General features: G+C 54.8%; 23 protein-coding genes. 6 read left to right on the forward strand and 17 right to left on the reverse strand.

The window, feature by feature from the left end; all coding sequences use genetic code 11:
• Positions 1 to 84: 84 nt before the first annotated feature.
• Together gntR and N5923_RS08480 are read right to left on the reverse strand one after the other, a co-directional pair.
• Positions 85 to 1,080, reverse strand: coding sequence for a gluconate operon transcriptional repressor GntR (gene gntR, locus N5923_RS08475; protein ID WP_267140704.1), 996 nt, complete (start codon positions 1,078 to 1,080; stop codon positions 85 to 87).
• A 122-nt stretch (positions 1,081 to 1,202) separates the two neighbouring features.
• Positions 1,203 to 1,898 (reverse strand): pirin family protein, encoded by a 696-nt coding sequence (locus tag N5923_RS08480; protein WP_267140705.1) that lies wholly within the window; start codon positions 1,896 to 1,898, stop codon positions 1,203 to 1,205.
• A 431-nt stretch (positions 1,899 to 2,329) separates the two neighbouring features.
• On the opposite strand from N5923_RS08480, the gene N5923_RS08485 reads away from it, so the two are divergent.
• Complete coding sequence (locus N5923_RS08485; protein ID WP_267140706.1) at positions 2,330 to 3,901, forward strand: AbgT family transporter; 1,572 nt, start codon at positions 2,330 to 2,332, stop codon at positions 3,899 to 3,901.
• A gap of 237 nt (positions 3,902 to 4,138) precedes the next feature.
• On the forward strand, positions 4,139 to 4,636 hold the full coding sequence (locus N5923_RS08490) for a GNAT family N-acetyltransferase (protein WP_267140707.1): 498 nt from the start codon (positions 4,139 to 4,141) through the stop codon (positions 4,634 to 4,636).
• A gap of 79 nt (positions 4,637 to 4,715) precedes the next feature.
• Here the strand turns inward: N5923_RS08490 and ggt are convergent, their stop codons facing one another.
• Entirely contained in the window at positions 4,716 to 6,467 is a 1,752-nt protein-coding gene (gene ggt, locus N5923_RS08495) for a gamma-glutamyltransferase (RefSeq protein WP_267140708.1), read from the reverse strand.
• A 184-nt stretch (positions 6,468 to 6,651) separates the two neighbouring features.
• On the opposite strand from ggt, the gene N5923_RS08500 reads away from it, so the two are divergent.
• Positions 6,652 to 6,936: a DUF2756 domain-containing protein gene (locus N5923_RS08500; RefSeq protein ID WP_267140709.1), complete on the forward strand. Its 285-nt coding sequence runs from the start codon at positions 6,652 to 6,654 to the stop codon at positions 6,934 to 6,936.
• Here the strand turns inward: N5923_RS08500 and ugpQ are convergent.
• The 10 genes from ugpQ to N5923_RS08550 form a co-directional block, all read right to left on the reverse strand.
• Positions 6,933 to 7,676, reverse strand: coding sequence for a glycerophosphodiester phosphodiesterase (ugpQ, locus tag N5923_RS08505; RefSeq protein WP_267140710.1), 744 nt, complete (start codon positions 7,674 to 7,676; stop codon positions 6,933 to 6,935). The genes N5923_RS08500 and ugpQ overlap by 4 nt on opposite strands.
• A complete protein-coding gene (locus N5923_RS08510; RefSeq protein WP_267140711.1) occupies positions 7,673 to 8,746 on the reverse strand; it encodes a sn-glycerol-3-phosphate import ATP-binding protein UgpC in 1,074 nt (357 codons plus the stop codon). Before N5923_RS08510 ends, ugpQ begins: the two co-directional genes overlap by 4 nt.
• Before the next feature lie 3 nt (positions 8,747 to 8,749).
• A complete protein-coding gene (gene ugpE / locus N5923_RS08515; protein WP_267140712.1) occupies positions 8,750 to 9,595 on the reverse strand; it encodes a sn-glycerol-3-phosphate ABC transporter permease UgpE in 846 nt (281 codons plus the stop codon).
• The gene (ugpA, locus tag N5923_RS08520; protein WP_267140713.1) at positions 9,592 to 10,479 is read right to left on the reverse strand and encodes a sn-glycerol-3-phosphate ABC transporter permease UgpA; all 888 of its coding nucleotides are present in this window, start codon (positions 10,477 to 10,479) and stop codon (positions 9,592 to 9,594) included. Before ugpA ends, ugpE begins: the two co-directional genes overlap by 4 nt.
• Before the next feature lie 141 nt (positions 10,480 to 10,620).
• A complete protein-coding gene (ugpB, locus tag N5923_RS08525) occupies positions 10,621 to 11,940 on the reverse strand; it encodes a sn-glycerol-3-phosphate ABC transporter substrate-binding protein UgpB (RefSeq protein WP_267140714.1) in 1,320 nt (439 codons plus the stop codon).
• Positions 11,941 to 12,159: 219 nt separating this feature from the next.
• Positions 12,160 to 12,873, reverse strand: coding sequence for a high-affinity branched-chain amino acid ABC transporter ATP-binding protein LivF (livF, locus tag N5923_RS08530; protein WP_267140715.1), 714 nt, complete (start codon positions 12,871 to 12,873; stop codon positions 12,160 to 12,162).
• A gap of 1 nt (position 12,874) precedes the next feature.
• Positions 12,875 to 13,642 (reverse strand): high-affinity branched-chain amino acid ABC transporter ATP-binding protein LivG, encoded by a 768-nt coding sequence (gene livG, locus N5923_RS08535; RefSeq protein ID WP_267140716.1) that lies wholly within the window; start codon positions 13,640 to 13,642, stop codon positions 12,875 to 12,877.
• The gene (locus N5923_RS08540) at positions 13,639 to 14,913 is read right to left on the reverse strand and encodes a high-affinity branched-chain amino acid ABC transporter permease LivM (RefSeq protein WP_267140717.1); all 1,275 of its coding nucleotides are present in this window, start codon (positions 14,911 to 14,913) and stop codon (positions 13,639 to 13,641) included. The genes livG and N5923_RS08540 overlap by 4 nt, the downstream gene beginning before the upstream one ends.
• A complete protein-coding gene (gene livH, locus N5923_RS08545) occupies positions 14,910 to 15,836 on the reverse strand; it encodes a high-affinity branched-chain amino acid ABC transporter permease LivH (RefSeq protein ID WP_267140718.1) in 927 nt (308 codons plus the stop codon). The genes N5923_RS08540 and livH overlap by 4 nt, the downstream gene beginning before the upstream one ends.
• Before the next feature lie 125 nt (positions 15,837 to 15,961).
• Positions 15,962 to 17,077 (reverse strand): branched-chain amino acid ABC transporter substrate-binding protein, encoded by a 1,116-nt coding sequence (locus N5923_RS08550; protein WP_267140719.1) that lies wholly within the window; start codon positions 17,075 to 17,077, stop codon positions 15,962 to 15,964.
• 400 nt (positions 17,078 to 17,477) lie between these two features.
• On the opposite strand from N5923_RS08550, the gene panM reads away from it, so the two are divergent.
• Positions 17,478 to 17,894, forward strand: coding sequence for an aspartate 1-decarboxylase autocleavage activator PanM (gene panM / locus N5923_RS08555; RefSeq protein WP_267140720.1), 417 nt, complete (start codon positions 17,478 to 17,480; stop codon positions 17,892 to 17,894).
• Between the two features lie 28 nt (positions 17,895 to 17,922).
• On the opposite strand, the gene rpoH is transcribed toward panM, so the two are convergent.
• The 4 genes from rpoH to ftsY form a co-directional block, all read right to left on the reverse strand.
• The gene (gene rpoH / locus N5923_RS08560) at positions 17,923 to 18,780 is read right to left on the reverse strand and encodes an RNA polymerase sigma factor RpoH (protein ID WP_267140721.1); all 858 of its coding nucleotides are present in this window, start codon (positions 18,778 to 18,780) and stop codon (positions 17,923 to 17,925) included.
• A gap of 284 nt (positions 18,781 to 19,064) precedes the next feature.
• On the reverse strand, positions 19,065 to 20,048 hold the full coding sequence (gene ftsX / locus N5923_RS08565) for a permease-like cell division protein FtsX (protein ID WP_267140722.1): 984 nt from the start codon (positions 20,046 to 20,048) through the stop codon (positions 19,065 to 19,067).
• Positions 20,038 to 20,709 carry a cell division ATP-binding protein FtsE gene (gene ftsE / locus N5923_RS08570; protein WP_267140723.1) on the reverse strand — a complete coding sequence of 224 codons (672 nt, stop codon included), beginning with the start codon at positions 20,707 to 20,709 and terminating at the stop codon, positions 20,038 to 20,040. The genes ftsX and ftsE overlap by 11 nt, the downstream gene beginning before the upstream one ends.
• Positions 20,710 to 20,714: 5 nt before the next feature.
• Positions 20,715 to 22,229, reverse strand: coding sequence for a signal recognition particle-docking protein FtsY (ftsY, locus tag N5923_RS08575; RefSeq protein WP_267140724.1), 1,515 nt, complete (start codon positions 22,227 to 22,229; stop codon positions 20,715 to 20,717).
• A gap of 198 nt (positions 22,230 to 22,427) precedes the next feature.
• Between ftsY and rsmD the strand changes: the two genes are divergently transcribed.
• Positions 22,428 to 23,033 carry a 16S rRNA (guanine(966)-N(2))-methyltransferase gene (gene rsmD, locus N5923_RS08580; RefSeq protein ID WP_267140725.1) on the forward strand — a complete coding sequence of 202 codons (606 nt, stop codon included), beginning with the start codon at positions 22,428 to 22,430 and terminating at the stop codon, positions 23,031 to 23,033.
• Positions 23,023 to 23,292, forward strand: coding sequence for a DUF1145 family protein (locus N5923_RS08585; RefSeq protein ID WP_267140726.1), 270 nt, complete (start codon positions 23,023 to 23,025; stop codon positions 23,290 to 23,292). The genes rsmD and N5923_RS08585 overlap by 11 nt, the downstream gene beginning before the upstream one ends.
• The last annotated feature ends 50 nt before the right edge of the window (positions 23,293 to 23,342 follow it).

Below are 23,342 nucleotides of genomic sequence, written 5' to 3' on the forward strand. Positions count from 1 at the left end.
CATTCTCAGTACGTGCGGCGGCAATGGCAACCGTTCTGCCGGGAAAAGCTTGTAAATGTGAGCTATCTCAAAAAAACGCAATTATCAGATGCTGCCGCCTTCCGAAATTTCAAAGCCCACATCCTGCGGTTTCACGACACTGTTATCGCCATTGATCCGTGCCAGCAGCATGGATGCCGCTTGCTGACCCATGCGTTCGCGCGGCGTCAATACCGTCGCCAGCTGCGGATTCACCACCTGCGAAATATCATGGCCGTGGAAACCGGCAATCGCCATATCCTCCGGCACCCGTAATCCCTGGCGCTGACACTCAAACATCGCTCCCACCGCCAGGTCATCATTGGTACAGAACAGGCTGTCGGTGGCGGGAAAACGCCGCTGCGCTTCACGCATCAGCTCGGCGCCGGCGGTAAATGAGGAGGCATCCTCCATCATCACGCTGTTGGGCTGCAGCTGCGCTTCGCGCATCGCTATCTCGTAGCCACGCTGTTTCTGCAAGGTACGTTCATCCAGACGCGCGCCGAGATAAACCGTATGACGATGCCCTTTGGCCAGAATCGCCCGCGTCATCTGCCGCGCCGCCTCGACGTTATCAAAACCCACCGCCATATCCAGGCAGGGGGAGATCGAATCCATCATCTCAATCACCGGAATACCGGCGGTCTCAATCATGCGTAAACTGCCCGGCGTGTGACTGCGTTCGGTGAGGATCAGGCCGTCAATATTCCAGCCCAGCAGCGAGCGTAACTGCAGCTCCTCTTTCTCCTGATTGTAGCCAAAGTGGCTGAGTAAGGTCTGATAACCGGCCGCATCGGTCACCGTTTCGATACCGCGCAGCACATCAGCGAAAACCTGGTTAGTAAGGGAAGGCAGCAATACGCCAATGGCGCGACTGGTGGCGTTGGATAACATATCCGGCGCCCGGTTGGGGATATAGCCAAGCTCATCCAGCGCAACGGCAATTTTTTCGCGCAGGGCGACCGACACCTGCTCGGGGTTGCGCAGGTAGCGGCTGACAGTCATTTTGGTGATGCCAATACGATCGGCAACATCTTGTAGTACGGGTCTTTTTTTCTTCATCGTTAGCGACTGTATAGTGAGGTATCAATGAGTCTACCAAAAAATGCGACGCTAACCTCGTTGTCCTGCCGACAATGCGAAGATGGCCAGCAAAAGCTGGCCATCACTTATCGATCACGCCATTAAACCGCTGGCAGATCAAACAGCAGGATTTCGGCATCGCTGTCCGCCTGAATCGACAGCGTGCTTTCGTCCCAGATCGCCAGCGCATCGCTGGTGGTCGCCTGCTGGCCATTTACCTGCACATCGCCTTTTACCACCTGAATCCAGATGCGGCGCGTAGCGTCAACTTCGGTTGTCGCCTGCTCACCCTGTTTCAGCGCCCAGCGCGACAGCGTCATATCCTGGTAAACCTTCAGCGATCCGTCACGGGCATCTGGCGACAGCACCAGCTGGCGGCCCTGCACATCATCAAAACGACGCTGTTCGTAGCGCGGTTCAATGCCGGTTTTTTCCGGGATAATCCAGATCTGATAGAGATGCAGCGGCTGATCTTTGCTGCCGTTGTACTCGGAGTGACGCACGCCGGTACCCGCACTCATAATCTGAAACTCACCCGCCGGGATCTGCTCTTTGTTACCCATGCTGTCCTGATGTTCAACCACCCCGGACAGAACATAGGTCAGAATTTCCATATCTTTGTGCGGATGGGTGCCAAAACCCTGACCCGCATCGATGACGTCTTCATTAATTACCCGCAGTGCGGAGAAGCCCATAAAGTCCGCATCGTAGTAATTAGCAAAGGAGAAAGTGTGCCAGCTATCCAGCCAGCCATGGTTTGCGTGACCGCGATCATTTGCCTTACGTAAATAAATCATATTCAACTCTCCTCAACGTTTTCACGTAGTCTGGACCTGAATCGGTCGCGATGATAGCTGAAAAACTTCACTCCTCTGTTCAAAAAAAATGAATGATTTTACCCTGCATTGTGCAAACCCTTTGCTGGCCCATTTCCTGTGAAACGGCTCGCAATTATCAACCGGGATCTTTAGTGGTATCACAATCTGGCAAACTAAGCGGGAGCAGACAGTTACCGAAAAACCGTCATTTAAACCGCCACCGGTGCCATTAAAAGCAATAAAATCAACATCCAGCCTGTAGATGCGCATGAAATTAATATCACTCTATTCGGTTTTCCCTGTCAGTTAACTCGGTTTTACCCTCTTGGTAACTTTTTACCGCCACGTAAGATGGCTATCCAACAACACCATTGTTGTGCTGAACCACTTGGCTATTTCAGGGAATGAATATGACAGATAATACTGCGCTTAAACCGCCAGGCCCGATCACGCGCCTGTTAAATACCATCGAATGGCTCGGCAACCTGCTGCCGCATCCGATTACCCTTTTCGCCATCCTGTGCCTGGTGATTATCGTCGCCTCCGGCATCGCCGCCGGTTTCAATCTCAGTGTCATCGATCCGCGCCCCGAAGGCGCCAGCGGGCGCGCTGCCGATGGCATCGTGCATGTGGTCAATCTGTTAAGCGCCGAAGGCCTGCAACGGATTGTCAGTAATATGGTGACCAACTTCACCAGTTTCGCACCGCTGGGAACAGTGCTGGTGGCGATGATCGGCGTGGGAATTGCCGAACAATCCGGGCTGCTTTCCGCCGCCATGCGCGCGCTGGTGTTTGGCGCGCCAAAACGGATGCTCACCTTTACCGTGGTATTCGCCGGGATTATGTCGAATACAGCCTCTGAATTGGGCTACGTCGTGCTGATCCCACTCTCCGCAATGCTGTTCCACTCGCTGGGCCGCCATCCGCTGGCCGGACTGGCAGCCGCTTTCGCAGGGGTTTCCGGCGGCTATAGCGCTAACCTGCTGCTGGGAACCGTCGATCCACTGCTATCCGGAATTACGCAAAACGCCGCGCAGATTATCGACCCCAGCTATACCGTCGGCCCGGAGGTAAACTGGTACTTTATGGCGCTCAGCACCTTTGTCATCGCCGGGCTGGGCACCTGGATTACCACCGCGATTATTGAACCAAAACTGGGTAAATATCGTGAAAGCGATGGCGATGCGCCGCAGGGCGATATGGGCACCCTCAATCCCCAGGAGAAGCGTGCGCTGAAAGGCGCCGGAATTGCGCTGCTATTTATCACCCTGCTGCTGTCACTGACGCTGATTCCGGGTTATGGCATCCTGCTTAACCAGACCACCGGCGGTTTTGCTGGTTCGCCGTTTCTGCACGGTATTGTGGTGTTTATTATGCTGTTTTTCGCCATTCCGGGTTATGTCTATGGCCGGATAAACGGCACTCTGCGCAGCGACCGTGATGTGATTGCCGCAATGTCGAAAAGTATCAGTATGCTGAGTTTATATATCGTGCTGGTGTTCTTCGCTTCGCAGTTTGTCGCCTTTTTTAACTGGAGTAATTTCGGCACGGTTATCGCAGTAAAAGGTGCCAGACTGCTGTCAGCGCTGGATCTCAACGCCCCGCTGCTGTTCTGCGGCTTTATTCTGATCTGTGGCTTTATCAATCTGATGATTGGCTCCTCATCCGCGCAGTGGGCGGTAACTGCACCGATTTTTGTACCGATGCTGATGCTGGTCGGCTATGCGCCGGAGGTGATTCAGGCGGCGTATCGTATCGGTGATTCAGTCACCAATCTGATTACGCCAATGATGAGCTATTTTGGTTTGATTATGGCGGTGGCAGCGCGCTATCAGCGCAATATGGGAATCGGCACGCTGGTGGCGCTAATGCTGCCCTACTCGGTAATGTTTTTAATCGGCTGGAGTCTGCTGTTTGTGATGTGGGTGTTTGTTTTTGGTCTGCCGGTCGGACCAGGCGCCGCCACTTTCTACAGCCTGTAGCCGGAAAAAGGCAAAAAAAAAGCCAGCACCCGAGCTGGCTAAGAAACACTGGAAGCAATGTGAGCAATGTCGTGCCTTCACAGCAGGTCCAGGGTGGACTTCCTGAGAACGCATGACAATAATAATCATTATCATTCGCATCTGTAAAGGTTTTTTTTCCAATAATTTTAATTTGACCTGTTAGTTAAAGCCCATGATATTAAAGGGGAATAGTCCAGCCAGAGCAGGAGAAGCAGCATGAGTCAGATTGAGATCCGCCATGTCAGTATTGAAGATGCACCAGCCATTCAGCAGTTATACGGCCAGCCCGATACTCAGGCCGGAACGCTACAGTTGCCATATCCATCACTGAAACTCTGGCAGGATCGTCTGGCAAATCTGCGTCCCGGCGTGCATTCCCTGGTCGCCTGTATTGACGGCGAGGTGGTGGGACAAGTGACCCTTGAAGTCAATCAGTCTCCCCGCCGCCGCCATACCGCCGATTTTGGTCTGGGAGTGGATATCAATCATCGCGGTAAAGGGGTGGCACAGGCGATGCTGGCGGCGATTACCGATATGTGTGACAACTGGCTGGCGGTAGAGCGCATAGAGCTAACGGTGTATTGCGATAATGCCGCGGCTATTGCGGTATATCGTAAGTTTGGTTTTGAGGTGGAAGGCACCGGGCGCAACTATGCGCTGCGTCACGGCGAAAAAGTGGATGTTTACTTTATGGCGCGTCTGAGAGCGTTGTAGGCGTGCCACGGGCGGCGAGAACGCCGCCCCTACAGCTGGGTGGACCCAGCAATGGCATTCTCACCGCCCTGCTTTCACCTCAATACCCCGCAGTTAAATCCCCCACAGAACGCGGATCCGACGCGCCATATAACATGCCATCCGGGCCAATCATAATGCTCTGGGTACTGCCCATCGCTGGCTGCACTTTTACATGTTGCCCTTTGCTTTCCAGCAGTCGCAGGGTATCCGGGCTAAAGCCTTTCTCCACGCGTAACTGATCCGGCAGCCACTGGTGATGGAAACGTGGCGCATTGGTCGCTTCTGCAACGTTCATCCCAAAATCGATGCTGTTAACCACCATCTGCAATACGGTGGTGATAATGCGACTGCCCCCCGGGCTGCCGGTTACCAGCCAGGTTTTGCCATCTTTAGCGACGATGGTCGGCGACATTGATGACAGCGGACGCTTATAAGGCTGCACCGCATTGGCTTCACCGCCCACCAGACCATACACATTTGGCGTGCCCGGTTTGGCCGAGAAATCATCCATTTCATTGTTCATCAGGATGCCGCTATTACCTGCCACAATCCCGCTGCCGAAATAAGTATTCAGGGTATAAGTGACCGCAACCGCATTACCATCTTTATCCACCACCGAGAAATGGGTGGTCTGGTCGCTTTCATAAGGTGCCAGTTTGCCAGGTTTAATCTCTGACGACGGACGCGCTTTGGCGACATCAATCTGCTGCGCCAGCGTTCTGGCATAGGCTTTACTGGTCAGCGCCTGCGATGGCACCTTCACAAAGTCCGGGTCACCGAGGTATTCCGATCGGTCGGCATAGGCATACTTCTCCGCTTCGGCCATCACCTGCATCGCATCAGCGCTGCCGAAGCCCATTTTCGCCAGATCGAAGTTTTCCAGAATATTCAGGATCTGCACGATATGAATACCACCTGATGACGGCGGCGGCATTGAGAACACTTCATAGCCACGATAGGTGCCGCTGACCGGTTTACGCTCAACCGCGCGATAGGCCGCAAGGTCGGCTTTGCTGATCAGGCCGCCATGCTGCGCCATTTCAGCGGCGATATCATCGGCAATCGCCCCTTTATAAAAAGCATCCGGTCCCTGTCTGGCAATCAGCCCCATACTGCGCGCCAGGTTGCGCTGTACCAGACGCTCACCTTTCTGATATGGCGTGCCGTCGGCCTTATAAAAGATCGCTTTGCTGTTTGCATGGTTGATTAACACCTCTTTGCCGTAGGTACTGAGGTCATCAGCCAGCGCATCATTGACCACAAAACCGTTGCGGGCCAGCTCAATCGCAGGTTGCAGCAAACGGCTGAGCGGCATGGTGCCGTACTTTTTCGCTGCCAGGGCAAAACCGGCGACGGTGCCCGGCGTGCCAGAAGCAAGATGGGAGGTGAGTGACAGCTTACTGTCGGCATTACCCTGGGCATCAAGGAACATATCACGGCTGGCTCTGACCGGCGCCATCTCGCGGAAATCAATTGCCGTGGTGCGGCCCGAAGCGGTGCGCAGCATCATAAAGCCGCCGCCGCCAAGGTTACCGGCCTGGGGATGGGTGACCGCCAGCGCAAAACCCACCGCCACAGCCGCATCCACCGCATTACCGCCCTGCTTAAGAATATCAACGCCCACCTGGGTCGCCAGCGCATCCACCGATGCCACCATGCCGTGGCGATCCTTAACCGGATGGAAAGCATCCGCATCCACGCCATAGGATACTGGCGGTGATGCTGGTGTTGCTGCATTCGCGCCCTGCCAAAAACAAACACATACCATCAGCGACAAAGAAACACGTCGCATATTGCCGGTTGTTATCATCCTGCCACACCTTTTTATCGTTGTTTATACTGAGTTGATATCTGTTAAGTCTGTACCAGATAAGCAAAAAGGCGAATATAAAGTCAAATTCGGTCTATTCCTGACGGCAGCTGTTGGCAGAGCAGTTAAACTTAAGCGAGTTGACGGAGATCTGGCGGATTATCTGCCCGATGGAGGAATGAAAATGAAAAGATGGTTAATTATTTTTGCCGCACTGGTACCGCTAAGTGGTATGGCTAACACACTGAACAGCACTAACGATCCGAATAAGCCGGGATACAATCCCAGCCAGCAACGAATGCAGCAGAAGATGCAGACCAATCAGCAACAGCAGATGCTGAAGCTGAAACAGGATCAACAGCGTCAGAGTCAGGATCAGCAGCGTAAAGTGCAGGAACAGCGTGACAGTGCCCAGCAACGCATCATTAAGACGCAGCCGGGCAGTAACAGTTCTTCGCAGCAGCCTTAAGCGAAGTTCGGTCCGATGGTGTCGATGCGATCGGTACAGATGGCATCGACACCCCAGTTCAGCAGCTCGCGCGCTCGCTCGCTCTGATTAACGGTATAAACCAGAATCCGCAACCCCGCCGCTTTCAGCTCAGCAGTACGCTGCGCATCCAGCAACCGGTAATTAAGATGAATTGAGGTGCAGTCGAGCGCGCCGGTCAGTTCCTGCCAGTTATCATGCCACTCATCCAGCAACAGACCGCGCGGTAACTCCGGCACCGCCTGCATTGCTGCCTCTAACGCCTGATATGAGAACGATGACAATAGCGGCGCAGTCTGCCCGCGCCACAGCTCACGCGCCGCCAGCGCAATCGCCGTACCGGTTTGCCGCTCCAGCCCGGGAGTGGGTTTAATCTCGATATTCGCCTTCATGCCATATTGCTGACAGCGCGCCGCGACGTCACTCAGTAACGGCAATGGTTCGTGCTGAAATTCACGGCTAAACCAGCCACCGGCATCCAGCTGCTGCAGTTTTTCCCACGGCTGATCGCCGGCAATCCCCCAGCCATTACTGGTACGATCGAGGGTGTCGTCATGCAGCAGAAAGATCTGCGCATCCTGCGATAATTTGGCATCGAATTCGATCATGGTATGACCATATTTCGCCCCGACATCTATCGCCGCCAGCGTATTTTCCGGCGCCAGCTTGCCGCCACCGCGATGAGCGACAATCGCCGGATAGGGCCAGTCTTTATTTATCATTCCAGACGCATTCCTGTAATTGAATCAAAAAAGTGTAGCGCGTTTGCCGGCAGATGCAGCCATAAGCTGCTGCCAATGGCGGGTCGTTCGACATGCGGCAGACGTACAACGACATTGTTGCTGCCCCATTTGCCATGCGCCAGATTATCGGCGCCCAGCATCTCCAGCGTCTCCACCACCAGCGGAATACCGTCTGCTTCACGCGTTGTCAGCTGAATATGCTCCGGGCGTATACCCAGCGTCAATGGTCGGTTCGCCCATTTGGTTTTGGCCTGCGGCAGCGGCAGCGCAAAGCCCGGCGACAGCGCAAAACGTGTACCGTCGCTGTTAATGCTGCCGTCCAGCAGGTTCATCGACGGCGCGCCAATAAAGCTGGCGACAAAACGCGTGGCCGGACGCTCATACACTTCTACCGGCGTGCCCAGCTGTTCGACAACCCCTTTGTTCATCACCATCACCCGCTGCGCCAGCGTCATCGCTTCAACCTGATCGTGGGTAACATACAGACTGGTGGTATTCAGACGGCGATGCAGCAGTTGCAGTTCCAGACGCATCTGCACGCGCAGTCGCGCATCAAGGTTCGACAGCGGTTCATCAAACAGAAACACCGCCGGTTCACGCACAATCGCCCGACCCATCGCCACACGCTGACGCTGGCCGCCAGAGAGCTCGCGCGGGCGGCGCTGCAACAGCGCATCCAGCTCCAGGCTGCGCGCCGCTTCCAGCACCCGCTGGCGAATCTGCTCTTTGCCCATGCCGCGGATTTTCAGGCCGTAGGCCATATTCTGTTCCACGCTCATATGCGGATAGAGCGCATAGTTCTGAAACACCATCGCGATGCCGCGATCTTTCGGTTCCAGATCGGTCACGCGCTGGCTGTCGATCCAGATATCGCCGGAAGTGACGCGTTCCAGTCCGGCCACCATACGCAACAGTGTCGATTTGCCGCAGCCGGATGGGCCAACCATCACCATAAATTCGCCATCGTTAATCGTGACATTGAGTGGCTGAATGACCGCATTTTTGCCGTCGTAAGATTTGGTCACCGCCTGAAGTTTTACGCCTGCCATCTGTTATTTCTCACTCTCAACCAGCCCACGCACAAAGGCGCGCTGCATTACCATTACCACCACCACTGGTGGAATTAACGTCATTAACATTGCGGCCATCACCAGATTCCACTGGGTGGAACCATCACCGCTGGAGATCATGGTGCGAATTCCCGCCACCGCAGTGCCCATACTGTTGTCACTGGTGATCAGAATCGGCCACAGATACTGGTTCCAGCCGTAGATAAAGGTGATGACAAACAGCGCCGCCAGATTGGTTTTGGACAGCGGCAGCACGATGTCCCAGAAGAAACGCATCGGGCTGGCGCCATCGATACGCGCCGCCTCCAGCAGCTCATCGGGCAGCGACATAAAGAACTGGCGGAACAGGAAAGTTGCGGTAGCGGAGGCCATTAGCGGCAGCGTCAGGCCGGTATAGCTGTCCAGCAGTTGCAGATTAGCGATCACTTCCACCGTCGGGAAAATACGCACTTCAACCGGCAACATCAGGGTGATAAAAATCATCCAGAAAAAGAAGGTGCGCAGCGGAAAGCGGAACCACACCAGCGCAAAGGCCGATAGCATCGAGATGCTGATTTTTCCGGTGGTTATCGCCAGCGACATAATGGTGCTGTTGAGCAACAGTACGCCAATCGGGGCGCTGTTGCTGCTGACGCCGTTATGCCAGATGGTGCTGATATTTTCCCACAGATGGCCGCCGGGAATCAGCGTCATCGGCACCTGATAGATAGCGACGTTATCCAGCGTCGCGGCGACAAACGCCACATACAGCGGAAACAGAATGGTCAGAATGCCAAGGATAAGCAGGGTGTGGCTGAAAAAGGTCAGCCCGGGGCGATTTTCAATCATTGGTAACGCACCTTACGCTCGACATAGCGGAACTGGATTACCGTCAGCACAATCACCAGCAACATCAGTACCACCGATTGCGCGGCCGATGAGGAGAGGTCAAGACCGGTAAAGCCTTCGCGATAAATTTTGTAGATCAGCGTGGTGGTGGACTGTACCGGACCGCCCGCCGTCGCGGCATCGATCACCGGGAAGGTATCAAAGAAGGCGTAAACCAGATTAACCACCAGCAGGAAGAAACTCACCGGCGCAATCAGCGGCAGTGACAGATGCAGGAAGCGGCGCACCGGACCGGCGCCATCAATCGCGGCGGCTTCAACCAGCGAGCGCGGAATTGACTGCAACGCGGCAAAGAAGAACAGGAAGTTATAGCTCACCTGCTGCCAGACCGAAGCCAGCACCACCAGGAACATCGCCTGGCCACTGTTTTGCGCATGGTTCCAGTCATAACCGAGCAGGCCAAGAAAATGGGTAATCAGGCCGAGGCCGGGATTAAACAGAAACATCCACAGCACCGCAGCGATGGCGGGCGCTACCGCATAGGGCAGCAGCAGCATGGTCTGATAGAAACCTTTCAGGCGCACCACATAGTCAACCAGCGCAGCGAAAAACAGCGAAATCAGCAAACCACAACCGGTCACCAGCCCGCTGAAAATTATCGTGGTCCAGAATGAGGCCAGATAATAGTCATCGTTAAACAGCTGGGTGAAGTTTTCCAGACCAACAAACTGGCTGGATAAGCCGAAGGGATCGACGCTCTGCACGGAATACCACAACGCTTCACCGGCAGGCCAGATAAAGAAGATGGCGGTGATCAGCAGTTGCGGCAGAACCAGCAGATAAGGGAGCCAGCTGGTGCGAAAAACGGGACGAACAGAGGACATAGTTTAGCTCGGGGTTGGCAACGTGACGGGCGGCGAGAACGCCGCCCCAACATTAGAACGATCCGTAGGGGCGGCGTTCTCGCCGCCCGTGTCGATGATTTGCAACGGCTGCAATGACGGCGTTCTCGCCGCCCGTTCAGATTATTTCACCTGTTGTTCAAAACGACGCAGCAGCAGATTGCTGCGCTCAACGGCCGTATCCAGCGCCGCCTGTGGGGTTTTCTTACCGGTCCAGACGCTTTCCAGCTCTTCATCGACCACGGTGCGAATCTGCTGCATATTGCCTAAACGCATCCCTTTGGTGAAAGGCAATGGCGGCTTGTTCAGCATCTGACGGGTGGCGATATCGGCGCCCGGGTTTTTGTCATAGAAACCAGATTTGCGCGTCAGCTCATAAGCAGCAGTGGTGATCGGCAGATAACCGGTTTTCTGATGCCATTCCGCGGCGATTTCCGGCTGGGCGAGGAACTGCATAAACTCAGCTACGCCTTTGTAAGTATTGGCATCTTTGCCTTTTATCACCCACAGGCTGGCACCGCCGATAATGGCGTTTTGCGGCGCTTCAGGCACGGTGGCATCGTAAGGCATCATGCCGACACCGTAGTTAAATTTGGCGTAGTGACGGATATCGGCCAGCGAACCGGAAGAGGCGGTGGTGATCGCACAGTCACCGCTGTAGAACTTTTCGGTAGACTCATCTTTGCGGCCAAAGTAGGTGAAATCACCCTTCTTGTTCATATCCTGCAGCAGCTGGATATGACGGACCTGAACCGGCTTATTAAACTCCATTACCGCATCGGTGCCGCCAAAGCCGTTATTCTGTGTGGCGACCGGCAGGGCATGCCAGGCACTGAAGTTTTCGATCTGAATCCAGCCCTGCCAGCCGCTGGCGTAGCCACACTTCATGCCGGCGGCACGCAGTTTGCTGCTGTAGTCGGCCAGATCCTGCCAGGTTTTTGGTGGCTGTTCCGGATCCAGTCCGGCTTTTTTAAACGCATCTTTGTTGTAGTACAGCACCGGTGTGGAGCTGTTAAACGGCTGGGAAATCAGATGGCCGCTTTTAGCGTCGCTGTAATAAGCGGATACCGTCGGCACAAACTGCGATTCATCAAAGCTGATGCCCGCATCCTTAAATACGTCATACACCGGCTTGATGGCTTGTGACGCCATCATCGTCGCGGTGCCCACTTCGTATACCTGCAAAATAGCGGGCGCGTTGCCGGTACGCACGGCAGCGATACCGGCCGCCAGACTCTGGTCATATTTGCCTTTATAAACCGGGACAATTTTGTAATCAGGGTGGGCCTGGTTAAAACGCTGCGCCAGAGAATCAACCTCTTTCCCTAACTCGCCGTCCATGGAGTGCCAGAATGGGATATCGGTTGCAGCCAGAGCCTGGCCGGACAGCGCGAACCCCAGCACGATGCTCAGTGCGGTATGACGAAATGTGGTGGATGACATATCAGTTTCCCATGACATGATTGTTACGCGCGGTTTCACGCATTTTATGTTCGGGAAGTAACATGACATGCAAAAATGACAGTGAGATAAACGTCTTATGACGGGGATGTGACAGGGACGTGACGGGATGATGCTAACACGGGAGCCGATAACGGCTCACCTGGGGCGGTTGCAGATGCTTCACTGTAGGGGCGGCGTTTTCGCCGCCCGCAATACAGATTAACCGCCGAGATAAGCGCTTCTGACCGCCTCATTCGCCAGTAACGCTTCGCCGCTATCTTCCAGCACCACATGGCCGTTTTCCAGCACGTAGCCACGGTCAGCCAGCTTCAGCGCCTGGTTGGCGTTTTGCTCCACCAGGAAGATGGTCATCCCCTCTTTGCGCAGCTGCTCAATGGTGTCGAAAATCTGCTGGATAATAATCGGCGCCAGACCCAGCGACGGCTCATCCAGCAGCAATAAGCGCGGCTGGCTCATCAGCGCACGGCCAATCGCCAGCATCTGCTGTTCGCCGCCGGACATGGTGCCGGCACGCTGCACACGGCGCTCCAGCAGGCGCGGAAACAGCGTATAAACGCGCTGAATACGCTCCTGATACTGTTTCTTCTCCGCAAAGAAACCGCCCATTGCCAGATTCTCTTCCACCGTCATCCGTGAAAACACGCGACGCCCTTCCGGTACGATGGCAATCGCTTCACGCATAATACGCGCCGTCTGCCAGTCGGTAATTTCTTTACCGTCAAAGCTGATACTGCCGGTGGTGGCGCGCGGTTCGCCGCACAGAGTGCCGAGCAGTGTGGTTTTACCGGCGCCGTTGGCGCCAATCAGGGTGACAATCTCGCCCTGATTGATATGCATACTGACATCATGCAACGCCTGGATTTTACCGTAATGGGTACTGACGTTGCTTAAGGTTAAAATCGGGTTCGCCATCTTACGCCTCACCTAAATATGCGCGGATAACATCCGGGTTATTGCGGATCTCTTCCGGTTTGCCATTCGCCAGCGGCGTTCCCTGATTGACCACATAAATGCGGTCGGAAATTCCCATTACCAGCTTCATATCGTGTTCAATTAACAGCACTGACACCCGGTGTTCACCGCGCAGCTCGGCAATCAGCTCATCCAGTTCGTGGGTTTCACGCGGATTAAGACCGGCGGCCGGCTCGTCAAGCATCAGGATCTCCGGCTGCGTCACCATGCAGCGGGCAATTTCCAGCCGGCGTTGCTGACCATATGCCAGGTTCCCCGCCTGACGGTTAGCCATCTCCAGCAAACCGACGCGCTGCAACCAGGTGGCGGCGCGATCCAGCGCTTCGCTTTCGCTTTTACGGAACGCCGGGGTTTTCAGCAGGCCGGAAAACACGCCGCTTTTCAGATGCTGGTGCTGCGCCACTAACAGGTTTTCAATCACCGTCATTTCGCGGAACAGACGCACATGCTGAAAAGTGCGCACAATCCCCATGCGGGCGATCTTCTGTCCTGGCAGTCCGGCCAGATTCTGGTCACGCAGCTTAATAGTGCCGCCGGTCGGACGGTAAAAGCCGGTCAGGCAGTTAAACACCGTGGTTTTACCGGCGCCGTTTGGGCCAATCAGCGAAACGATCTCCTGTGGATGCAGCTCCAGTTTGACATTGTTGACCGCCAGCAGGCCGCCAAAGCGCATCATCAGGCCATCTACTGCTAACAAAGGCTGACTCATGCCTGCTCTCCTTTCGCGTCACGCTTCAACTTCAGCTGCGGGCGCTGCATCGGCAACAGTCCCTGCGGACGCCAGATCATCATCAGCACCATCAGACCGCCCAGCACTAACATGCTGTATTCATTCAGGTCACGCATCATTTCGCGCGACACCACCAGCAAAATCGCGGCGAGGATCACCGCAAACTGCGATCCCATGCCGCCCAGCACCACAATCGCCAGCACAAAGGCGGATTCGGCAAAGGTGAAGGATTCCGGGCTGACAAAACCCTGGCGCGCGGCAAACAGCGTTCCGGCAAAGCCGGCAAAGGCGGCGCTGATGGTAAAGGCGGTGAGTTTGATGCGACGTGGGCTGAGACCCAGCGAGCGACAGGCAATCTCATCTTCTCGCAACGCTTCCCACGCGCGGCCCAGCGGCATACGCAGTAAGCGATTAATTACAAACAGCGTCAGCACCACCAGCAATACCGCCACCATATACAGGAAGATAATGCGGTCGCCCGGGTCGTACTTCATACCAAAGAAATTATGGAAGGTATCCCAGCCGCCATCGCGTACGCTGCGGTTGAATTCCAGGCCGAAGAAGGTCGGTTTTGGGATCTGGCTGATGCCGTTAGGGCCACCGGTAATCTCAGTATTATTCAGCAGCAGAATACGTACGATTTCGCCAAAACCGAGGGTGACAATCGCCAGATAGTCGCCGCGCAGGCGCAATACCGGGAAGCCCAGCAGCAGGCCAAACATCGCAGATACCAGGCCTGCCAGCGGCAGACACTGCCAGAAGCCAAGGCCGTAGTAGTGATTCAGCAGCGCAAAGGTATAAGCGCCAATCGCGTAGAAACCACCGTAGCCCAGCACCAGCAGGCCGGATAAGCCCACCACTACGTTCAGGCCGAGGCCCAGCATCACGTAGATCAGCGTCAGCGTGGCAATATCCACCGTGCCGCGCGATACCACAAATGGCCAGATCACTGCCGCGATAATCAGCGCCAGCGCCAGCAGTTTCTGCTGCGGTGTGGAACCATCAAAACTCGGCAGGACAAAAGCCGGAGCGGAAATTTTCTTCAGGCCGCTTTGCATCAGCGGGCGCATCAGCTGGAAGAAAAACACCACGGCGCAACCGACAGCAATCCAGTTCCAGCGCACGCTACCGGCGTTATTGACCACCAGATGAGTACCATCGAGACCAAGGCGCATCCCCATAAAAAAGGCGGCCAGAATCAGCAGCATCAACGCCGAGACAATGGCGTTGACCAGGTTAAGCTGTTTCATACTTTCTCCACCTCCGGGCGACCGAGGATACCGGTTGGCATCACCAGCAGCACCACAATCAGCAGCGCGAAGGAGACCGCATCTTTATATTCGGTACTCAGGTAAGCGGAAGTCAGGGCTTCAGCGATACCCAGAATCAGACCACCCAGCATCGCGCCAGGAATGCTGCCAATGCCGCCCAGTACCGCTGCGGTGAAAGCTTTCATCCCGGCCATAAAGCCAATATAGGGGTTAATCACACCGTAAAACTGGCCCAGTAACACACCAGCCACTGCCGCCATCGCTGCGCCAATCACAAAGGTCAGCGAGATCACCCGGTCAGTGTTTATGCCCAGCAGGCTGGCCATTTTCAGATCCTCGGCACAGGCGCGACAGGCGCGGCCCATGCGCGAATAGCGGATAAATACCGTCAGGGCCAGCATCGCAAGGAAGGTGACCGACCAGATCACCAGCTGCATGGTGGAGATGGTGGCGGCGAAGCCGTTGCTTTCACCCAGCGTCCACTGGCCGGTGATCAGGCTTGGTAACGCCAGATCGCGCGAGCCTTGCGTCAGGCTGACGTAGTTTTGCAAAAATATCGACATCCCTATGGCCGAGATCAGCGCAATCAGGCGTTTGGAGGAGCGGACCGGCTTATAGGCCACGCGCTCAATACTCCAGCCATAAGCGCTGGCAATCACAATCGCCATAATGAAACCGGCGCCGATCAGGATCCAACCGACATCGATACCCATCATCATCAGCGCGGCGATAACAATAAAAGAGACGTAGCTGCCGATCATATACACTTCGCCGTGAGCAAAGTTGATCATGCCGATAATGCCGTAAACCATGGTGTAGCCAATGGCAATCAGCGCGTAGGTGCTGCCCAACGTCACGCCGTTGAACATTTGCTGCAGGAAGTAGAGAAACTGCTCGGACATACCTTAATTACCTTACAAATCCGCACTGGCGGAAGGTACAAAACGTCACGCGCCGCCATTGCGGCTGGTGCAAATCATCGGCAAGGGCGGCGATAACGCCGCCCCTGGAGTTGCAACGTCAGAGGTTATTTCACCGCCGTTGAGGTGCCGTCGGCATGCCATTTAAATACGCCGAACTCAAAGCCTTTCAGGTCGCCTTTCGCATCCCAGCTCAGGTCGCCCATCACCGTTGGTACCGGCTGGCCTTCCTTCAGGTTTTTCACAATCTCTTCCGGCTCTTCGCTTTTGCTACGTTCCATAGCGGTGGTCAGTGATTGCAGCGCGGCGTAAGTGGTCCAGACAAACGGGCCGGTTGGATCCAGTTTCTTCGCTTTCAGCGCATCAACGATCGGTTTGTTGGCTGGAACCTGGTCATAGCGCTTCGGCAGGGTCACAAGCATGCCTTCTGAAGCCGCACCGGCAATATTAGACAACGAAGAGTTACCCACGCCCTCTGGTCCCATAAAGCCGGTCTTCAGGCCAGCAGCACGTGCCTGGCGCAGAATCTGGCCCATTTCCGGGTAATAACCGCCGAAGTACACAAAGTCGACGTTCTCTTTCTTCAGACGCGCCACCAGCGTGGAGAAGTCTTTATCACCGGCAGTCACACCTTCAAACAGCACCACATTGCCGCCCGCTTTTTTCAGGCTGTCCTGCACGGAACGCGCCAGACCTTCGCCGTACTGCTGCTTATCATGTACCACGGCGATACGCTGTGGTTTGATTTCATCAAGGATATATTTGGCCGCCGTTGGACCCTGATCGGAATCCAGACCGGTGGTACGCATAATCATCTTATAACCACGGGTGGTCAGGTCAGCATTGGTGGCTGCCGGGGTGATCATTACGATACCTTCATCTTCATAGATATCAGAAGCCGGTTGCGTCGATGAGGAGCACAGGTGGCCGATAACATAACGAATGCCGTCGTTAATCACTTTGTTCGCGACCGCCACCGCTTGTTTAGGGTCGCAGGCGTCGTCGTATTCCACGCCGACCAGTTTGTCACCGTTAACGCCGCCTTTGGCATTGATGTCAGCGATGGCTTGTTTGGCGCCGGTAAATTCCATATCGCCATATTGCGCTACCGGGCCGGACATCGCCCCAACGATGGCAATTTTAATCTCTTTCGCCATTGTCGCGTGGCTCATTGCCAACGCAACGCAACCTGCCAGAAACGCGCTACCTTTACTGATTTTCATCCGCACTTCCCCATCTGTTTTGTCTGTTGTGTGATTGCTGGTTATTTTTTGCCTGATTTTGCTTAAAAACGCTTAGCTAATAAAGAGTTAGAAGACAAATCGGCATTTTTTAATGATAAGGTGTTATTTTTCAGGTTATTAAACAGGAATTTTCTTCTGTAAATCAACTGACATATGTAGAAACTCGCGGCGCTGATAGCATAATTACCTGGCATTATTGATGGCATAATAGCCGATATACCAGCGGGTTGTGCTGTAATAATAGTCACAATCTGACATTTTGATCGGGTAATGACGCAGTTCAAAAACAGATCGCGTCGTTTTGGCCGGGGAAAAGTTACACGCCCCGTAACCAACATATTCGCTACAATATGCCTTTGTTACGCATCAGGTGGGATTTATGAAACTGACCATCATACGGCTGCAACAATTCAGCCCGCAGGATCGACAGGATTTAAGCAAAGTGTGGCCGGAAAAAGAGATTGCTGCACTGGAAGCCAGGCTGGATGACCAGCATCGGCTGTATGCCGCACGGTTTAACGATCGGCTGCTGGGTGCATTAATGCTGGAGATCAGCGGTACACAGGGCAGGATTTTTGCTTTGCAGGTACGTGAGGTGACTCGTCGTCGCGGTGTCGGTCAGTATCTGCTGAGCGAGACGCTGGCGCAAAACCCGTCAATCAGTCACTGGTGGATCGCGCAGGATGGCAGTGAACAACCCGCAGTGATTGCGGCTTTTATGCAGGCTGCTGGTTTTCGTACGCAGACGGATGGTTGGGTAAACCAGGGCGGCGAGAACGCCGCCCCTGGATTGTAGGGGAGCCGTTTTCGGCTCCCGTGGAAAGCTAAGCTTCAATCGCCAGTCGTAGTTTCTTCATGGCGTTTTTCTCCAGCTGACGGACACGCTCGGCGGAAACGCCGTACTGATCGGCCAGTTCCTGCAGCGTGGTTTTATTCTCGTCATCCAGCCAGCGCGCGCGGATAATATGCTGACTACGCTCATCCAGGCCTTCCATCGCATTGCTCAGCTTGTCGGCAGCGTGGTTATCCCAGTTATCCTCTTCAATGCCATCGGCAAAGTCAGAGGTTTTATCCTGCAGATAGAGCACTGGCGCCATCGATTTGCCTTCGCTGGATTCATCATCCGATGACAGATCGAAAGTCATATCCTGCGCGGCCATCCGCGATTCCATTTCACGCACGTCTTTACTGGAAACACCCAGCTCACGCGCCACCATTTCCACCTCATCCTGATTAAACCAGCCCAGACGCTGCTTGGTTTTACGCAGGTTAAAGAACAGCTTACGCTGTGCTTTGGTGGTGGCGACCTTAACGATGCGCCAGTTGCGCAGCACGTATTCGTGGATCTCAGCTTTAATCCAGTGTACGGCAAACGACACCAGACGTACGCCCACCTCAGGATTAAAGCGGCGCACCGCTTTCATCAGGCCGATGTTACCTTCCTGAATCAAATCCGCCTGCGGCAGGCCGTAGCCTGAGTAGTTGCGAGCGACATGAACAACAAAGCGCAGGTGGGACAGGATCAGCGTCTTAGCTGCATCCAGATCGCCCTGGTAATGCAGCCGTTCAGCAAGCGCCTTCTCTTCTTCGGCTGACAGCATCGGCCAGACGTTGGCAGCCCGGATATAGGATTCCAGGTTACCTAAAGGTGCGATAGCTAAAGTTTGCATTTCTTTGGTCATTCAAACCCTCTCATATGTGTATGATTGCTACGCGATTCCTTCGCGCCATGATTACTCGCTTACTCCACACTTACCCTACGTGAATTACTCACAAAAATCGAAAGCAATCTGTGCTAGTTCGATGGCAGAGTTATCCACAAGTTCAATCTGACGGTGCATATTTTACACACCCAAAATCGATTAGTGAAGATCGTAATGATGGCGCTTAAGAGGAAGGAACTCTTCCTCTGCGGCATATTTTCTCGCAGCAGAGGAAGATTATAACAAAAAAACGTTGCCGGGGGTTACTGGGGCGTAAAACGACGTAAATGTTGCACCGTCGCCAGCCAGGCGGCAATCCAGCCAATCATCGCTGCAATCAGCAGCAACAGCAGGCTCTCATCCCACGACAAACCGCTCAGGGTAAAGGTGGTGCCAAACACCGAAGCCACCTGCGTGACCACCGATTCCAGCCGCAGCACCAGCACTTCTGACAGCACCAGTGATAACAACGCCCCGCTAAAGCCGAGCAGCGCGCCGCCATACAGGAATGGCCGCAGGATAAAGCCATCGGTCGCGCCAATCAGTTTCTGCACGTTTATGGTATCGCGCCGCGCAAAGATACTGAGCCGCACGCTATTACCAATTACCAGGAATACCGCGACAATCATCAGCACGCCAATCATGGCCGCCACCTGGCCGACCAGTCCGGTAAGCGCCGCCAGACGGGCAAACCAGCTGTCATCCATCCGCACTTCATCGACGCCGTCCACCGCCGCCACCCGATCGCGCAGGCTCTGCATGGTATTCGAACTCTGGAAGTTCAGCTTCGGCGTGATAACCGCCACCGCTGGCAATGGATTCTGCTCCAGCATATCCAGCGAACCGCCAAAGCCGGACCAGTTGCGGAATTCACCCATCGCTTCTTCGCGTGACAGGTAGTTCACCTTATCGACGCCATCCTCTTTCTTCAGCAGCGCGACCACATTTTCGGCGGCCGTATCATCCAGCGTTTTACTGAAATAGACCGTCAGCTGCGGCGCCGGATACCACTGATCCGCCGCCTGACTGACGTTTTTCCATACCATATAGCAGACGCTTGGCAACGTCAGCGAAATGGCGATCACCATCACCGTTAACAGCGTCGCCAGCGGCTGACGCCACATATCGGACAGCGAACCGTGCAGCGCATAGCGCCACTGCTCCTGCCAGCCCCCTTTCAGCGCCCGGCTTTTCGACGGTTGCTTACTCTTCGGCGCCGGTGCGCGTTTATTACGTTTATTCACCATGCTGCTGGCCTCCGTGCAATCGTCCCTGATTTAGCGACATCACGCGGTAATTGCGGCGTGCGATCAGCCCCATATCATGGGTCGCCATCAAAACGGTAACGCCAACACGGTTAAACTCTTCGAACAGACGCAGAATATCTTCGGACAGTGCGTCATCCAGGTTTCCGGTCGGTTCATCTGCCAGCAGCACCGCGGGCTTATTCACCACCGCACGCGCAATGCCGACGCGTTGCTGCTCACCGCCAGAGAGTTGAATCGGATAACTCTTTGCTTTGTCGAGCAGGCCCACTTTATCCAGCGCGGCAGACACGCGACGGCGAATATCTTCACCGCTGGCGCCGGCAATAATCAGCGGGATCGCCACGTTGTCATACACCGAACGATCCATCAGCAGATGGTGATCCTGAAAAATCATCCCAATCTGGCGGCGCAAAAACGGCACTTCACGGCTTTTAAGGCGGCTAATATCATGGCCGCCAAACCAAATCTGACCGGCGCTTGGCCGTTCAATGCCACAAATCAGCTTCAGCAAGGTACTTTTCCCTGCCCCGGAATGCCCGGTCAGAAACGCCATTTCTCCTGGTTGCAGATGGAAATCTACCCCCTGAAGCGCTTGCCGACCGCCGAGATAAGCCTTACTGACCTCTTCAAAGCGAATCATCCTAATTAGTCCTCTCGGGCAAACAGTGCCTCAATAAAATCGTCGGCCTTAAATGACCGTAAATCCTCGATACCTTCGCCCACGCCGATATAACGAATCGGAATGCTAAACTGGTCCGCCACCGAGAAAATCACCCCGCCTTTTGCAGTACCATCCAGTTTAGTCAGTGTAATCCCGGTCAGCCCGACGGCTTCATGGAACAATTTAGTCTGACTGATGGCATTCTGCCCGGTACTGGCGTCGATAGTCAGCATCACTTCATGTGGCGCCGCGTCATCCAGCTTCTTCATCACACGGGTAATCTTTTTCAGCTCTTCCATCAGATGGGCTTTGTTCTGCAGACGCCCGGCGGTGTCGGCAATCAGCACATCCGCGCCGCGCGCTTTTGCCGCCTGAATCGCGTCAAAAATCACCGAGGCGGAGTCCGCGCCGGTCTGCTGGGCGATCACCGGAATATTATTTCGCTGGCCCCACACCTGCAGCTGTTCAACCGCTGCGGCACGGAAAGTATCCCCTGCCGCCAGCATCACCGATTTGCCTTCCGCCTGATACTGACGCGCCAGCTTACCGATAGTGGTGGTTTTGCCCACGCCGTTAACCCCGACCATCAGAATCACAAACGGGGTTTTGCCGCTGACGTCGAGCGGCGCTTCAACTTTCGCCAGAATCTGCGACATTTCGGTTTTCAGCAAACCGTACAGCGCTTCAGCATCGCGCAGCTGCTTACGGTCCGCCTGCTGTGTCAGACTGGCGATAATACGGCGCGTGGTGTCCACCCCGACATCGGCAATCAGCAACTGCTCTTCCAGCTCTTCAAACAGATCGTCGTCGATCTTCTTGCCACGAAACAATCCGATAAATCCTGAACCGAGATTCTGACGCGTTTTAACCAGGCTGCGTTTCAGGCGGGCAAAGAAGCCCTCTTTGGTCGGACGTTCCTGCTCAACCAGCGCCGGGATCGGCGTTATCTCTTCCGCTTCAGCGATCGCTTCTTCGTCAATAACGACCACGGCATCTTTAATCACTACCGGCTCAGGTTCAGTGACCCACTCCGGCTCTACAACGTCAGGCGCGATTTCAGGTTCAATAACCTGCGCCACTGCCTGCTCCGGCTCGGCTTCAGGTTCTGCGACCTGTAGCGGCTCATCTTCCGGCAGCCACTCTTCCGCTTCAGCAATTGCTTCCGGCTGGACTGGCTCTTCTGCTTCAGCAATCACCACCGGTTGGGCGGGTTCTTCTGCTTCAACAATTACCGCCGGTTGGGCGGGTTTTTCTGCTGGCAGCACGGCGCTGCGGGTCTCTTCAGCTACCGTTTCAGTGACGGCGACAATCTCTTCGGCAACTTGCTCCGGTGTGTGTAGCTCCGCCTCTGGCGGCGTAAGCGTTGCGGCATCCGATGCATTTTCAGCAGCAGGCTGTTGTTCCTCTAACGTCTCTTTTTGTTCGTCCTGCGCGGCTGACGTCTCATCACGTCCAAATCCCAGCCAGGAAAAAAAGCCACGTTTTTTATCTTTTGCCATTGTGCAACCACACTCCTCGACAGCTAAAACCCGGCCGACTGCGCGCCCAGGGCTATAAGACTAATGCGAAAATAACCTGATAATGAATCCCTTAGTCTAACACTTTCCACGCAGCGCTACACCAGCACCCTTTTTAACGTTTCCTCAACCCAATTAGCCCGTTAAACTACGCAACAAATTATTACGGACTTGATTAAGATGAATAAAAAACCCCGCAGCGGTGGCGCCGGACAGATCCGCATTATTGGCGGTCAATGGCGTGGCCGTAAATTGCCGGTGCCGGACAGCGCCGGTTTGCGCCCGACCACCGATCGGGTGCGTGAAACCCTGTTTAACTGGCTGGCGGCAGATATCCAGCAGGCGCGCTGCCTTGACTGTTTTGCCGGTAGCGGTGCGCTGGGGCTGGAAGCGCTGTCACGCCATGCCGCTTCGGCTACGCTATTAGAGCTGGAACGCCCGGTGGCTCAGCAGCTGGAGAAAAATCTGGCGACGCTCGGCGCGAAAAATGGTCGGGTGATTAACGCTAATACACTCAGCTGGCTGGCGCAGCAGGGCGAACCGCACGATCTGGTGTTTATTGACCCACCGTTCCGCAAAGGATTGCTGGATCAGACGCTAAATCTGCTGGAAAGCCACCACTGGCTGGCGGAAGGCGCGCTGATTTATGTGGAGAGTGAAGTCGAAAACGGCATGCCGCCGGTGCCGGCAAACTGGCATTTGCACCGCGAGAAAATCGCCGGGCAGGTTGCCTGTCGTTTATATGTGCGCCAGGCCATCAACAAGGAGAATGATGATGTTGCTTAATCTTGGACGTTTACTGATGCTGTGTGTCTGGGCTTTTCTGTTGCTGAATGTGATCCAGCCATTCCCGAAACCCTTAAAATATTTCGTGGATATCGCGCTGTTTTTTATGGTGGTGATGCACGGTTTGCAGCTGGTGCTGTTGCGGGCAACTCAGCCGAAAGACGGGCCGCAGCTAAGCAAGCTCACCCAGACGAAAATCTTTTTCTTTGGCGTGTTTGAATTGCTGGCCTGGCAGAAAAAGCACTATCCGAAACAGTAGCATGGGAGCCGAAAACGGCTCCCCTACGTGTAGGGGCGCCGCCCGTGCCG

The sequence above is a fragment of the Winslowiella arboricola genome (assembly GCF_025527015.1).
In the GTDB taxonomy this organism is placed as follows: domain Bacteria; phylum Pseudomonadota; class Gammaproteobacteria; order Enterobacterales; family Enterobacteriaceae; genus Erwinia; species Erwinia arboricola.